Consider the following 14,332-nt stretch of genomic DNA (forward strand, 5'->3'; position numbering starts at 1 on the left):
AATAGAATTACGTGAGAGCCGCATTGGGAGGAACGGCGCCGCTGCGCCTTTCGCGCGCTGCGGAGAGGATGGCAACCACGCAGGCCAGGGCAAGCGTGATCGCGCCAAGCACCGGCAAGCTGCGATAGCCATAGCCGCTCTCGAGCAGCGCCGCACCGACACTGGCTGCGATCGCAATGCCGATATTGAACCCTGACGGAATGAGCGAGGAGGCAAGGCCCGGCGCATCGGCGGTCCATATCAGGATGCGAGCCTGGATAGGGGTGCCGATTGCAAAATTGAGCGCGCCCCAAACGAAGATCGCCACGCTCATCGGTATGGGGTAGGGGCTGACCAGGTAGAGAATGACGAGTATCGCGGACTGGATGGCGAGCATCGCGATAAGCGAGGGCATCAGCTTCCAGTCCGACAGCCTGCCGCCGATCACAACACCCAATGTCGCTCCAACGCCATTGAGCAGGAGAACCCAGGGAATGAGCATGACATCGAGGCCCGTTACTTCGCTCAGGAGCGGCGTTATGTAGGTGAACGGCACCATCTGGCCGATCATCAATGCGAGCATCATGATAAGGGACGTCCAGACCTGCTGACGGCCGAGAACGCGCACTTCGCCGCTCAAATGGCCGGATTGCTGAGATTCTGCTTTCGTTTGCGGAATCAAGACCCATATCGCGACCAATGCGAGGACACCGACCAAGGTCATCGCCCAAAACGTCATCCGCCATCCCCAAAGCCCACCGATTGCCGCGCCCAGAGGAACGCCGACAATATTGGAGACCGTCAGGCCTGCGAGGATCACGGAGACTGCACGCCCTCGAAACGCTTGCGGCACGAGGCCGACCGCAACCACCATGGCGATGCCGAAATAGGCGCCGTGGGCGACGGCAGTCGCAACACGGAAGAAGAGCATGGCGGCGAAGTCAGGTGCAAGCGCGCAGGCGATCTGACCCAGGCAAAAGGCGATCGTCAGAGCGATCAGAATGGTTCGGCGCGAAATCTGTCGTGTCGCCATGGTCAGGAGCGGCCCGCCGAGTGCAATCCCCAGCGCATAGCCGGAAACCAGATAGCCGGCAAAGGGGATCGAGACGTCCAGGCCCAGTGCCACGTCCGGAAGGATGCCGGCGATGACAAACTCGGTCGTGCCGAAAGCAAACGCAGCCAGAAACAAGGCGAAGAGGGGTAAGGGCACGTCCAGCTCCGATATAAAGGAATAAGGATTTCTTTATATCGACATGGAGGATACATCAAGCACGAGTTATCGTCGGTGACATTCTCCACATAACCCCAGTCCTTTCGGCGGGCTTTCAGCCGGAGAGACATGCACCAATTCGGGGCGCGATCGCTTGACAAGCGAAGAATGTTTGTGAAGTTTGACTGTTATGAGTGAGGTGGCTGATTGGTTATCTTATACAAGTCCGATCAGTCGGAAAAACGCTGCCGAGGCAGTGTTTGAGGATATTCGTTCGGCAATAACATCGGGACGGTTGGCGGTCGGGACAAGGCTGCCCGCCGAGTCGCAACTTGCGACGCGTTATGGTGTCAGTCGTCCGATCATCCGCGAAGCGCTCCGCTCGCTTCAGACGCTCGGCCTCACCCAGACGCGCACCGGCAGCGGCACCTACGTTCTGACCTCCACTCCCGGTCCGGAACTCCGCTATGGCGGTTATTCCGCCCGCGACCTGATCGAGGCGCGTCCGTTTATCGAAGTCCCGGCGGCAGGTTGGGCGGCGCTACGGCGCACGGAACAGCAGCTGGCGCGCCTGCTTGAACTTTGTGATGAGATGGATCGAGAAGAAGACCCCTTGAAGTGGGTAACTCTGGACTCGGAATTCCATTCCATGATTGCCGAATCCTCTGGAAATGCCGTCTTTGCCAAGATCGTTTCCGACGCCCGCGACGCACTGATGCGCCAATCGGAGCTGGTCAACATGATGGCGCAGCGCCGCGTGGCCTCGAATGTCGAGCACCGCCGCATCGTCGAGGCGATTGCGGCGGCGTCGGAGGAGGACGCCATCGCGGCGATGGAGGCCCATCTCGGTCAGGTCAAGCGCGTGGTGACCACGATCATTGGCGAGGGGCAACAGCCTCATTGAGAGCAATCGGCAGGTTGGCGAGCCGTTCCGGCCGTAGCGCCTCGAAAAGCTCTTCCGCGGTCAGATATCCATGATCCAGCACGATTTCCGGCACTGTGCGTCCTGTTGCCAGCGCCTCGCGAGCAACTTTGGTCGCCGCCTGGTAGCCGATTAGTGGATTGAGCGCTGTCGCAAGGCCGATCGATTCCTGCAGGCGTTGTGCCATCAGAGCCGGATTGGCCGTGATGCCATCGACACAGCGTTCGGCTAGGATATGGCAGGCGGCGGTCAGATGCATGATGCTCTCCGATAGCGAGCGCACGATGATCGGCTCGAAGGCATTGAGCTGCAGTTGGCCCGCTTCCGCCGCCATGGTCACGGTAATGTCGTTGCCGATGACGGAAAACGCCACCTGGTTGACCATTTCCGGGATCACTGGATTGACCTTGCCGGGCATGATGCTCGAACCCGCCTGCATGGCCGGCAGCGTAATCTCGCCAATGCCGGCGCGAGGCCCGGAAGAGAGCAAGCGCAGGTCGTTGCAGGTCTTGGATAGCTTGACCGCGACACGCTTCAAAACGCCCGAAAGATGGACGAAGGCGCCAGGGTCCTGCGTTGCTTCGATGAGGTCGCTTGCGGTGACCAGCGGGCGGCCCGTCAGCCGGGCGAGGTGGGAACAGGCAAGGGCAGCATAGCCGACAGGTGCATTGAGGCCGGTGCCGATGGCGGTGGCGCCGAGATTGACCTCATGCAGGAGGGCCGCCGATTCGATCAGGCGGGATCGATCTTCCCCGAGCATGACGGCAAAGGTCCTGAATTCCTGGCCGAGCGTCATCGGCACGGCATCCTGTAGCTGCGTGCGGCCGATCTTCAGAATGCCGTCGAATTCCTTGGCCTTGCGTTCGAAGGCCTCCTGCAGCGTCTCCATTGCCGCCGCCAGATTGTCGATCGCTTCGATCAGCGCGACATTGACGGCTGTCGGATAGGCGTCGTTGGTGGATTGGCTGAGATTGACGTGGTCGTTCGGATGAAGGTGAGCATAGTCGCCCTTGGCATGGCCGAGCAGTTCGAGCGCGCGGTTGGCGATGACCTCATTGGCGTTCATATTGGTGGAGGTGCCGGCGCCGCCTTGAATCACATCGACGACGAACTGGTCGTGAAGCTCGGCGGCGCGGATTTCGCGGCAGGCGCGCACGATGGCGTCGAGCCTTTCCTTGCTGAGCAAGCCAAGTTCGTGATTGGCAAGAGCCGCTGCTTCCTTGACGAAGGCCAGGCCTCGAATGAGATGTGCATAGCGGCTGATCGGCGTTCCCGTGACCTGGAAATTCTCGACGGCTCTTGCCGTATGTACCCCCCAATAAACCTCAGCCGGAATATCCTTTTCGCCCAGCAGGTCATACTCGCTTCGCGTCTTGACCACATTATCCTCCTATGGTCGAAATCAAGCTATATCTGTCAAGCTGTATGACAGATTTTGAAATCTGTTATCCGTTCGCTCCTGCCGCGTCAATAAGTGCTGCCCGGCTTGACCTGCGGACTTTTCTATGTCTAAGAGAAAATCTGTCATACAGCATTGCAGCATGACCGGCGATCACTAGACTTGATCGGCGGCCAGATTAAGGCAGCGGCATCCGGTCGGGTGCGAAATCAGCACCCCGGATCCGCCCATGGACAAACGGCTCGAGGGAGGAGCAATGTCAGTCGAACCTATTCAGAATATTCCGGCGGATCGCCGGCCGCCGGTCAATGAGGATCTTGGCTACCACAAGGCGTTGAAGCCACGGCAGATCCAGATGATCGCGATCGGTGGCGCAATCGGCACCGGTCTCTTCCTCGGTGCGGGCGGACGCCTTGCCACAGCCGGGCCAGCGCTCATCTTCGTCTACGCGCTCTGCGGCTTCTTTGCCTTTCTGGTGCTGCGCGCGCTCGGCGAACTCATTATGCACCGCCCGAGCTCCGGCTCCTTCGTCTCTTACGCCCGCGAATTCTACGGCGAGAAGATGGCCTTTGCCGTCGGCTGGATGTACTGGCTGAACTGGGCCATGACCTCCGTTGCCGATGTGACGGCCGTCGCCCTCTACATGAACTTCTTCAAGCATTACGTGCCCTGGCTCGCGGGCATCGATCAATGGGTCTTCGCGCTGATCGCGCTGATGGTCGTGCTGGCCATGAACCTTCTGTCGGTGAAGGTCTTCGGCGAGCTCGAATTCTGGTTCAGTCTGGTGAAGGTTCTGGCGCTGGTCAGCTTCCTCGTCATCGGCATCTATTTCGTCGTTTCCGGCACGCCGATTGCCGGTCATTCGGCAGGCTTCAGCATCATCAGCGACAGTGGCGGCTTCTTCCCCAACGGCATTTTGCCGGCCTTCGTCATCATACAGGGCGTCGTCTTCGCCTATGCATCGATCGAGCTGATCGGCACGACCGCCGGTGAAACCGAAGATCCGCGCAAGGTCATGCCAGGCGCGATCCGCACGGTGGTTGCCCGTCTGTTGGTCTTCTATGTCGGCTCGGTCCTGCTTCTGTCGCTGCTTCTGCCCTATACGGCCTACAAGGCAGGCGAGAGCCCGTTCGTCACCTTCTTCGGGACGATCGGTATTCAAGGTGCTGATATCATCATGAACCTCGTCGTGCTGACGGCCGTGCTGTCCTCACTCAATGCCGGCCTCTACTCCACCGGCCGCATCCTGCATTCGATGGCGGTTTCGGGCTCGGCACCGGCCGCGCTGGCCAAGATGAACAAGGCAGGCGTCCCCTATGGCGGCATTGCGGTGACGGCCGTCGTGACCGTCATCGGCGTGGCGCTGAACGCCGTCGTTCCGTCGGCCGCTTTCGAGATTGCCCTCAATATCTCGGCACTCGGCATCATCTCGGCCTGGGGCGTGATTGTGCTATGCCAGTTGAAGCTCTGGAAGCTCTCTAAGCGTGGCGAGATGGCTCGTCCGGATTTCCGCATGTTCGGCGCCCCTTATACCGGTATCCTGACGCTCGTCTTTCTCTTTGCGGTGTTGGTGCTGATGGCGCTCGACTATCCGGTCGGCACGTGGACGATCGCCTCGCTGATCCTGATCGCGCCGGCTCTCGTCATCGGCTGGTATCTGTTGCGTGACCGCATCTATCGGCTGGCAGCCGAGCGGGGCCAATCGTGACGGCTGGGCAAGTCAATCCGCTGGTGGCAGTCATTGCCACCGGCGGCACCATTGCGAGCGAGCGCACCGATAGCGGCGCCAGCATACCGTCGCTGACGGGAGAGAGCCTGTTGGCACTGCTCCCGGACATGCCTGTCGATCTCAGGCCCGTCGAGCTGATGGCAAAGGATTCGGCGAGCCTGACGCTCGCCGACATGCAGGGGATCAGCGACAAGGTCGGCGAATTGCTTGCAGATGATGCCATCAACGGTATCGTCATTTTGCATGGCACGGACGCGATGGAAGAGACGGCGCTGCTCGTCCATCTTCAGCACGGCCTGAATAAGCCCGTTGTGTTTACCGGTGCGCAATTTACCGCAGACCATCCCAAGGCCGACGGGCCGGCCAACCTTGCTGCTGCTGTTGCCGCAGCCGTCGATTCTGCAAACGCGAGGCGTGGCGTGCTCGTCTGTTTCGGTGGTCGGTTGTTGCCGGCTTGGGGGCTTTATAAGCATTCTTCGGATAGTGCTGATGCGTTCCGTCAATCGCGGCCGCTCGAAAATCCGCCAAGTCCGCGGCTTGCGGCGCCGCTCGATAATGTGCGGATTGATGTCGTCGCAATCTATCCTGGCTGTGACTCGGTGCATGTGGATGCAAGCCTGAGGGCAGACGCCCATGGCATCGTTCTGGCGGCTCTCGGTTCCGGCAATGCCAATCCGCGTCTGGTCGAGGCTGTCAGGCGCTGTGCCGATGTCAGCGTACCCGTCGTGGTTTCCAGCCGCGTACCGGAAGGCTTGCTCGTTTCAAGCTATGGCGGTGGCGGTGGCGGCCATGATCTTGCGGCGGCCGGTGCAATCCACTCCTCCACACTGCGACCGGGGCAGGCGAGAGTTTTGCTGGCAGCCCTGGTTGCCTCTGGAGCCACTGCGGACGTCGTCAAGCAGGCATTCTCTGATTTCGCAGACGTGAAGTCCTAAGCAAGGGCTTTCGCGGAAAAGTAATCTTGTGTCGTTGGATTCAGCGGGCTTGAAATCAGATCCGTTACGTTGCATATACATATGGATATGCAAGGAGGGAGGTTAGCATGCGCCATCTCCGAGATAACGAACCTAGTCCGCCACGAGAAGCCAAGCTGTTTCGTAACAACAAGAGTCAGGCCGTACGCATCCCGGCTGACTTCGAGCTTCCTGGCGATCGAGTGATGATTCACCGGGAAGGAGATCGGCTTATTATCGAGCCGGTGCGCCGCAAGAGCTTGCTTGACGTTTTGGCAAGTTTGGAGCCTCTCGGACCAGAGGATCAGTTTCCCGATATAGATGATACTCTGTTGCCAGCGAAGGAAATCGAGCTTTGAATAAGCTCTACATGCTGGATACCAATATCGTATCCGAACTTGCGCGAAACCCGCAGGGTACCGTTGCCAAGCGCATCGCAGATGTCGGGCCGAATGCAATTTGTGTCAGCATCGTTACAGCCGCAGAGTTGCGCTATGGCTGCGCTAAAAAGGGATCGCCGAAATTGCTGGCACAGATCGAGGCCATCCTGGGAAGCATACCGGTGCTCGCGCTCGATGTCCCTGCCGATGCCGAATACGGAGCCATTAGGGCCGAGCTGGAAGTTGCTGGCAAATCCATCGGCCCAAACGACCTGCTGATTGCTGCCCATGCTCGTGCGCTGGAGGCGGTCCTGGTAACAGCTAATATCGGCGAGTTTAAGCGCGTCCGCGATCTCCGTGTCGAAAACTGGCTGGATTGAGCGTCGGGCCGGCCGTTAATGACGGCGCGGCCCGAACATCGTTGTATCTATCTTCGTCAAGCCTGATGCGCAGCCTTGGCGACGACGACGGGGATCAAGAGGTCGCCCCAATTGCCGTTACCGCCATGGTGGCGGGCCGAGCGGACGAGCTCGACGGAAACGCCGGCTTCGACCGCATTCATGACCGCCTGGTTGAGGCGATGCAGTTCATTGGCCAGCATGCGGATGACCGCCTGCTGATCGGCATTCATGGTGAGAGATTGCTCCTCTGCTCTCTCGCGAACGCGTGCTATCGATGCCATGTCATTCTCCTCCTAAGATCCTGATATCACTCTGCTGCCGGTTTGAACTGGGCATGCTCCGTCGATCCGTGCATGGCGGTGGTGGACGACTGGCCGCCGGTGATTGCCAGCGAAACCGCATCGAAATAGCCGGTGCCGACTTCGCGTTGATGCTTGGTGGCGGTATAGCCATTGGCCTCGGCTGCAAATTCCGCCTGCTGTAGCTCCGAATAGGCGGCCATCTGGCGAGCCTTGTAGCCGCGGGCGAGCTCGAACATGCCGAAATTCAGCTGGTGGAAGCCGGCAAGCGTGATGAACTGGAACTTGTAGCCCATGGCGCCTAGTTCGCGCTGGAACTTGGCGATCGTCGCGTCATCCAGGTTCTTCTTCCAGTTGAAGGACGGCGAGCAATTGTAAGCGAGCAGCTTGCCGGGATGGATCCGATGCACGCCCTCGGCAAATTTACGCGCCTGCTCCAGATCCGGCTTCGACGTCTCGCACCAGATGAGATCGCAATGCGGCGCATAGGCGACAGCACGGGCGATGCAGGGTTCGATGCCGTTCCTGACCTGATAGAAGCCTTCGACCGTGCGGCCGGCGTCGTAGTCGACGAAGGGCTGATCGCGCTCATCGATGTCCGAGGTCAGAAGCTTGGCGGCCTCGGCGTCGGTACGCGCAACCACGAGGGTCGGCACGCCCATGACGTCGGCGGCAAGCCGTGCTGCGTTGAGATTGCGAATATGGGCCGCCGTCGGGATGAGGACCTTGCCGCCGAGATGGCCGCATTTCTTCTCCGATGCCAGCTGATCCTCGAAGTGGACGCCCGCAGCCCCCGCCTCGATATAGGCCTTCATGATCTCGAAGGCATTGAGGGGGCCACCGAAGCCCGCTTCGGCATCGGCAACGATCGGCGCAAACCACGTGTCGACGGAAAGCCCTTTGCCTTCCGCGGTCTCGATCTGGTCGGCCCTTTGCAGGGTGCGGTTGATGCGCTTGGCCAATTCCGGACCCGCATTGGCAGGATAGAGCGATTGGTCGGGGTACATGGCCGAAGCCGTGTTGGCGTCGGCGGCAACCTGCCATCCCGAGAGATAGATCGCCTTCAGGCCGGCGCGGACCATCTGCATGGCCTGATTGCCCGAGAGCGCGCCGAGCGCATTGACGAAATCCTCCTCGTGGATGAGCTGCCAGAGGCGGTTCGCACCCATCTCGGCCAGTGAATGACGGATGCTGACCGATCCGCGCAGCCGCTCCACATCCGCGGCCTTGTAGGGGCGCTCGATGCCATCGAAACGCCCAGTGGGTGCGCTGGGAACCAGTTTGTAAAAATCTGTCATGCTATTCTCCCGGTACTTCCTCTTGATCCTTCGATCGATCTCCGTTGCACGACTATTTTTACAATATCGATGCTGTAAGGGCGAGGAAAACTGGAAAATGCCGTTAGATAAAAGGGTTATGATGTGTTACTGTTGACATTAGTCTTCGGTAAAATTGTAAATCTTGTAAAAATCTTGCTGATGAGAGCTTTGTAAAAGGTATGACACATGGTTGAGCGCAAGATCTTTGCAGGTCCGAAGGTTCGGCGCATTCGCATGGGCCTCGGTCTGACACAGACGACGATGGCGCAGGCGCTCGATATCTCGCCATCCTATCTCAACCTCATCGAGCGCAACCAACGGCCGCTGACCGTGCAGCTGCTGTTGAAGCTGTCGGCGGTCTATAAGGTCGACCTCGACGAGCTGCAGGGCGGAGAGGCCGGCAGTGCAGGGCAATTGCGTGAAGTTTTTGCCGATCCACTGCTGTCAGGCGAGATCCCTGGGGATCAGGAGCTGATCGAGCTCGCCGAGGCCGCGCCGAATGCGGCAAACGGCATGATCCGGCTTTATCGCGCCTATCGCGAGCAGGCGGCAAGGTTGTCCGATCTCGCCGAGCTTCTGGGCCGCGAGGGCCGGGTTGCCGAGGTCGCCGGACCGCGACTGCCGCTCGACGAGGTTCACGATCGCCTTCAGTCGCGTCCGAATTTCTTTGCCCGCATCGAAGATGCTGCGGAAACCTTCCATGAGCGCCTGTCGCCCGGCGACGACCTGGCGGGCGCATTGAAGGCATGGCTAAAGGCCGAGCATGGCATCGCGGTGCGCCTGTTGCCAGTGCGCGCCATGCCTGGTTTGCGTCGTCGCTACGACCGGCATTCGATGCGGCTTTTCCTGTCGGAGCGTCTTTCGCCCTTCGATCAGATCCGGGAGATTGCGACTGAAGTCTCCCTTTTGGCCCTGCGTCAAGAGATCGCCGCCGAACTCGATGCTCTCGCGCTTTCGACGCCTGAGGCCAATCGCATCGCCCGTTTCGAGCTGGCGCGCTACGCTTCTCATGCGCTTCTGATGCCGTATGGCGCCTATCTCTCGGCAGCACAGCGACTGCATTATGATATCGATCGTCTGAGTGGCCGTTTCGGCGTTTCTTACGAGCAGGCCGCCACGCGGCTGACCAGCCTGCAGCGCCCCGGCGCATCCGGCATTCCGTTTTTCCTGATGGAGATCGATAATGCCGGCCATCGCCTGCGCAAGGCAGGCGCCCAAGGTTTTCCGCAGGCGCGTTTCGGTGGCGCCTGTCCGAAGCTCAATATCCATGCCGCTTTCACCCAGCCCGGCCAGATATTGGTGGACGCTGCCCAAATGCCTGACGGGGGCGGCTTTCTGACAATCTCGAGAACGATCGAGGGGCCGCGGGCCGATTTCGGCGAAAGGGTGCGCCGCACCGCACTTCTGATCGGCTGCGATATCTCCCATTGCGACGAGGTGGTCTACGGGAAGGCGCTGGGTAGCAATCAGGTCATGATCGGTCCTGCCTGCCGCCTATGCGAACGGCAGGGCTGTCTGGCGAGAGCCGAACCGCCGGTCACGCGCCCGCTTGGCCTCGATGAAATGGCGGCTGGTCTGAGTGTGTTCGATTTTCAGTAACGGCATTGATTATCGCTGGTTAGAAGAAGGCCGGGCCGCCGAGCCCGGCTCCTGTTTTTTTTGATGTTTCAGCCAAAATCAGGCATAAAGCCCGAACTGTGCATCATATAGCCGCGCATAAGCGCCGCGCCCGGCGAGCAGCTCGTCATGCGATCCCTCTTCGACAATGCCCTTGTCGCCCATAACGATGATGCGGTCGGCATTGCGGATGGTCGACAGTCGATGAGCGACGACCAGTGTCGTGCGTCCCTTTGCAAGCTCGAGCAGTGCCTGCTGGATGGCGTATTCGGTGGCCGTATCGAGCGCCGAGGTGGCCTCGTCAAGGATGAGGATCGGCGGGTCTTTCAAGAAGATGCGGGCGATCGCAAGGCGCTGTTTCTGTCCGCCCGAAAGCTTGACGCCGCGCTCGCCTGTCGGCGTATCGAGGCCGGCGGGCAGGGAGCGGACGAATTCGTCAAGCGAGGCGCGCCGCAGCGCCTTCATGATATCGTCGTCCGTCGCGCCGAGCTTCCATAGGCGATGTTCTCGCGGATGGTCGAACCGAACAGGAAGACGTCCTGCTGCACGATGCCGATCTGGCTGCGTAGCGAGGTCTGCGTCATATCGCGAATGTCGGTGCCGTCGATGGTAATGCTGCCAGCCGTCACATCGTAGAAGCGCGGCAGCAACGAGCAGATCGTTGTCTTGCCGGTGCCGGAGGCGCCGACGAAGGCCACCGTCTCGCCCGATGCGATAGTCAGGTTCAGATCCTTGAAGATCGTCGCCTGATCGGAATAGCCGAAGGTAACGCCCTGGTAGGCGATATCGCCTTTCAGGTGATCGATCGCGACAGCATTCGGCCGATCGGCAAGATCCGGTTCCGTGTCGATCAATGATAGGAAGCGTTTGAAGCCGGCAATACCCTTGGGATAGGTCTCGATGACCGATGTGATCTTGTCGATCGGCCGGAAGAAGACGTTGATGAGCAGCAGGAAGCTGATGAAGCCGCCATAGCTCAGCTCCCCCGATATGACGAACCAGGTACCCGCCATCATCACGATCAGCTGGACGAGGCGCGTGCTGAAATAGCTGAGTGCGATGCTTGCCGTCATATAGGCATAGCCGTCGAGCTTGGTCGCCTTGTAATCCTCGTTGTCGCTGGCAAACAGCTGGCTTTCGTATCGTTCATTGGCAAAAGCCTTGACCACACGGATGCCGCCGACTGTTTCCTGCATGCGCGTGTTGAAGTTGCCGACCTTGCCGAACAGGCTGCGCGAATTCAGCGTCATTTTCGAGCCGTAGCGGCTGACGAGCCAGGTCATGAACGGCACGATGATCGTCGTCAGCAGCGCCAGCTTCCAATGGACGCTGAACATCAGCAGGAAGGCCCCGACGAAGGTCATGATCGCGATGAACAGGTCCTCGGGGCCATGGTGGGCGATCTCGCCCACTTCCTCGAGATCCTTGGTGACGTGGGTAATCAGATGGCCGGTGCGGTTGTTGTCGAAATAACGGAAGGAAAGCTTCTGGATATGATCGAAGGCCTGGCGGCGCATGTCGGATTCGATCGAGATACCAAGCGCATGGCCCCAATAGTTGACGATCGCCGAAAGGCCGGTCGCCACCGCGTAGACGACGAGGAGCAGCACCGCCGTCGTAAAGATCAGGCTCCAGTCGCGGCTTGGAAGCAGTTCATCAACGAAAAGCTTGACTGCCAGAGGGAAGCCGAGTTCCAGCAGGCCGGCGAGCACGGCGCAGCCGAAATCCAGGAAAAACAGCGTCTTGTAACGCGCGTAATATGAAACGAAACGACGAAGCATGAATGCCCTCCATGGGCACTGAAGAGGATATGGGAGACAAGAACGGACTGAGCGGCAGCCCGAATTCGGCATCGCCGTTCAGCGTTAATTGGTGCCGAAATTTCTCATCTGGCGATCCTCCTGTTTCGGTCGCGCGTTTGGTATAGCCGACGCATGCAGGCATGTCACCCCCATAAAGGAGGGGTGACGACCGTTGCAGATGGCCTGCCGTACCGATGTAGAAAACGCTCGCTTAGGACGAACAACGGCTGGAGGTAAATGCCTCCAGCGGGTCATGAATTCGCGACAGGTTTCGACGGCATCCTCATGCCGTCAGAGCCTATGAAGCAGCCCGGAACGTTTGATCACATCGACACGCCTCGGCGCACCGGTACGCCCTCCGAAGAATTCGCATTTGATCGCCGCGGCGATAGAGGAGAAGCGGATGGCATCTTCCGCCGCCATGCCCTCGGCAATCGCAAGAGCGAAGGCGCCGTGGAAGATGTCTCCGGCGGCAAGCGTATCGACGGTCTTGATGGATATGGTCGGGCAATGCTCGACCTTGCCGGTATCATCATTGAACCAGTGACTGCCCGCTGCACCCGCCGTTACGCAGATGAAGGCATGGTCGAACCGTTGTTTCAGACGCCGCGCCCTCTCGGGCACATCGCTTGTTCCCGCGATACGCTGTGCGGCTGGCTCCGAAAAGATGATGTGGGTCGCTTCCGGCGCCAGCTCCTCGATGACGCCGTCAGGAGCCACGTCGCCGTCTAGAATGGCTGGCCTGCCCATGGCTCTTGCGGTCTTGAGAACTTGCAGCGCCAACGCCGGCCAGCGGACGTCGACGAGTACGGCATCGAAGGCGGCGATCTCGTCGGCCGAGAATGCCTTGACGGTGTGGTGCAGTTCCGGATCGTAGAAGGGAACGATCAGTCTTTCGCCGTCATCGTCCACCAGGATGGTCGAGACGGCAGAGCGTGCGCCCTCTATGCGCGACATGCCTCCGACGTCGATGCCGGCGGCGTCCAGATCGCGGATAATGCGCTCGCCGGTATCGTCGCGGCCAACGGCACCCCACAGGCTTGCCTTGCCGCCGAGCCGGATAATGGCATAGGCTGCGCTGGAGGCCATGCCTTCCGCGATCTGCAGCATGTCGTAAGGCAGAACCTTTCCCTGACCCTGCGGAAGGGTGCGGACGCGAAAAAGCGTATCGAGAACGGCAGCGCCGACACAAAGGACGTGCCTGGCCCTACCGGCCGGTGGATCGAAGATGGACAGAGCGCTCAAAGCCGCTTTCCGCTCGCCTTGTCGAAAAGATGGATGCTGGCCGGGTCGATGCCGATTTCGATCTTGTCGCCGAAGCGGATGTTGAGCCGCTCGCGGAACAGACAGGAGATGTCTTCTCCGCCGCAGTCGAGTTTGGCGTAGATCTCGGAACCTGTGCCTTCGACGATGCCGACCTTGGCCGACAGGCCGCTTGCCACAGCTCGGATATGCTCGGGCCGGACACCGTAGACGAGTGGGTGCCCACCATGCTGCGCGATCGGAAAGCCTTCCGGCAAGGGCAGGATCAGACCTTTGTCGCTGCGGAAGACGCCCTCCTCAACCCTGCCGTCGATGAAGTTCATTGAGGGCGAGCCGATGAAACCGGCGACGAAGAGGTTGGCCGGTCGATCGTAGAGATCGAGCGGCGCGCCGATCTGCTCGATGAGGCCACCGTGCAGCACGACGATTTTGTCCGCCATGGTCATCGCCTCGACCTGGTCATGCGTCACGTAGATCGTCGTCGTGCCGATGCGCTGATGCATGGATTTGATCTCGCCGCGCATCTGGACGCGCAGCTTTGCATCGAGATTGGAGAGCGGTTCGTCGAACAGGAAAACTTGAGGATCGCGGACCAGTGCGCGGCCCATGGCGACGCGCTGGCGCTGGCCGCCGGAAAGCTGACGAGGCAGGCGGTCCAGCAGATTTTCCAGGCCAAGGACGGCGGCCGCCTTCTGCACTTTAGCGGCGATTTCCGAAGCCTCTGCCTTTTTCAGCTTTAGCGCAAAGCCCATGTTTTCGGCGACCGTCATATGCGGATAGAGCGCGTAGTTCTGGAAGACCATCGCGATGTCGCGGTCGCGCGCCGGCAGATGGCTGACTTCGCGCCGGCCGATATGGATCTCGCCGCCGCTCACCTCTTCAAGCCCGGCGATCATGCGCAGCAGCGTGGACTTGCCGCAGCCCGAAGGGCCGACGAGGACGACGAATTCGCCGTCGGCGATATCGACGCTGATATCGTGAATGACCTTTACCTGGCCGTAGCGCTTCTGGATGCTCTGTATATTGACGGGTGCCATAAATGTGATCCTATCCAAAAGA

At 60.0% G+C, this 14,332-nt stretch carries 12 protein-coding genes and 1 pseudogene; 6 read left to right on the plus strand and 7 right to left on the minus strand.

Annotated features, from left to right (window positions below):
* Positions 1-7 precede the first annotated feature (7 nt).
* Positions 8-1,189 carry an MFS transporter gene (locus AC13QY_RS03745; RefSeq protein WP_488492727.1) on the minus strand — a complete coding sequence of 394 codons (1,182 nt, stop codon included), beginning with the start codon at positions 1,187-1,189 and terminating at the stop codon, positions 8-10.
* Positions 1,190-1,379: 190 nt separating this feature from the next.
* Between AC13QY_RS03745 and AC13QY_RS03750 the strand changes: the two genes are divergently transcribed.
* The gene (locus AC13QY_RS03750) at positions 1,380-2,093 is read left to right on the plus strand and encodes a FadR/GntR family transcriptional regulator (RefSeq protein WP_488492728.1); all 714 of its coding nucleotides are present in this window, start codon (positions 1,380-1,382) and stop codon (positions 2,091-2,093) included.
* Here the strand turns inward: AC13QY_RS03750 and aspA are convergent.
* Entirely contained in the window at positions 2,065-3,492 is a 1,428-nt protein-coding gene (aspA, locus tag AC13QY_RS03755; RefSeq protein ID WP_488492729.1) for an aspartate ammonia-lyase, read from the minus strand. The genes AC13QY_RS03750 and aspA overlap by 29 nt on opposite strands.
* A gap of 274 nt (positions 3,493-3,766) precedes the next feature.
* Between aspA and AC13QY_RS03760 the strand changes: the two genes are divergently transcribed.
* The 4 genes from AC13QY_RS03760 (at position 3,767) to AC13QY_RS03775 (ending at position 6,952) form a co-directional block, all read left to right on the plus strand.
* The gene (locus tag AC13QY_RS03760) at positions 3,767-5,218 is read left to right on the plus strand and encodes an amino acid permease (RefSeq protein WP_113353658.1); all 1,452 of its coding nucleotides are present in this window, start codon (positions 3,767-3,769) and stop codon (positions 5,216-5,218) included.
* Entirely contained in the window at positions 5,215-6,174 is a 960-nt protein-coding gene (locus tag AC13QY_RS03765) for an asparaginase domain-containing protein (RefSeq protein WP_113353659.1), read from the plus strand. Before AC13QY_RS03760 ends, AC13QY_RS03765 begins: the two co-directional genes overlap by 4 nt.
* Before the next feature lie 107 nt (positions 6,175-6,281).
* Positions 6,282-6,551: an antitoxin gene (locus AC13QY_RS03770; protein ID WP_113353660.1), complete on the plus strand. Its 270-nt coding sequence runs from the start codon at positions 6,282-6,284 to the stop codon at positions 6,549-6,551.
* Positions 6,548-6,952 carry a type II toxin-antitoxin system VapC family toxin gene (locus AC13QY_RS03775; protein WP_113353661.1) on the plus strand — a complete coding sequence of 135 codons (405 nt, stop codon included), beginning with the start codon at positions 6,548-6,550 and terminating at the stop codon, positions 6,950-6,952. The genes AC13QY_RS03770 and AC13QY_RS03775 overlap by 4 nt, the downstream gene beginning before the upstream one ends.
* A gap of 56 nt (positions 6,953-7,008) precedes the next feature.
* Here AC13QY_RS03775 and AC13QY_RS03780 read toward each other — a convergent pair whose 3' ends face one another.
* Both AC13QY_RS03780 and aceA read right to left on the minus strand, forming a co-directional pair.
* Positions 7,009-7,254, minus strand: coding sequence for an SMc00767 family acetate metabolism repressor (locus AC13QY_RS03780; RefSeq protein WP_069614529.1), 246 nt, complete (start codon positions 7,252-7,254; stop codon positions 7,009-7,011).
* 26 nt (positions 7,255-7,280) lie between these two features.
* Positions 7,281-8,570 (minus strand): isocitrate lyase, encoded by a 1,290-nt coding sequence (gene aceA / locus AC13QY_RS03785; protein ID WP_113353662.1) that lies wholly within the window; start codon positions 8,568-8,570, stop codon positions 7,281-7,283.
* 207 nt (positions 8,571-8,777) lie between these two features.
* Here aceA and AC13QY_RS03790 point away from each other — a divergent pair, with 207 nt between their 5' ends.
* A complete protein-coding gene (locus tag AC13QY_RS03790; protein WP_113353663.1) occupies positions 8,778-10,190 on the plus strand; it encodes a helix-turn-helix domain-containing protein in 1,413 nt (470 codons plus the stop codon).
* 78 nt (positions 10,191-10,268) lie between these two features.
* Here the strand turns inward: AC13QY_RS03790 and AC13QY_RS03795 are convergent.
* The 3 genes and pseudogenes from AC13QY_RS03795 to AC13QY_RS03805 all read right to left on the minus strand — a co-directional run bounded on the left by AC13QY_RS03795 (position 10,269) and on the right by AC13QY_RS03805 (position 14,310).
* Positions 10,269-11,989 (minus strand): annotated as a pseudogene (locus AC13QY_RS03795) (ABC transporter ATP-binding protein).
* Between the two features lie 312 nt (positions 11,990-12,301).
* Positions 12,302-13,255, minus strand: a complete 954-nt coding sequence (locus AC13QY_RS03800) for a sugar kinase (RefSeq protein ID WP_113353664.1) — start codon at positions 13,253-13,255, stop codon at positions 12,302-12,304.
* Positions 13,252-14,310: an ABC transporter ATP-binding protein gene (locus tag AC13QY_RS03805; protein ID WP_488492730.1), complete on the minus strand. Its 1,059-nt coding sequence runs from the start codon at positions 14,308-14,310 to the stop codon at positions 13,252-13,254. The genes AC13QY_RS03800 and AC13QY_RS03805 overlap by 4 nt, the downstream gene beginning before the upstream one ends.
* Between the last annotated feature and the right edge of the window lie 22 nt (positions 14,311-14,332).

This window comes from Martinezella sp. CNPSo 3795, from assembly GCF_057784475.1.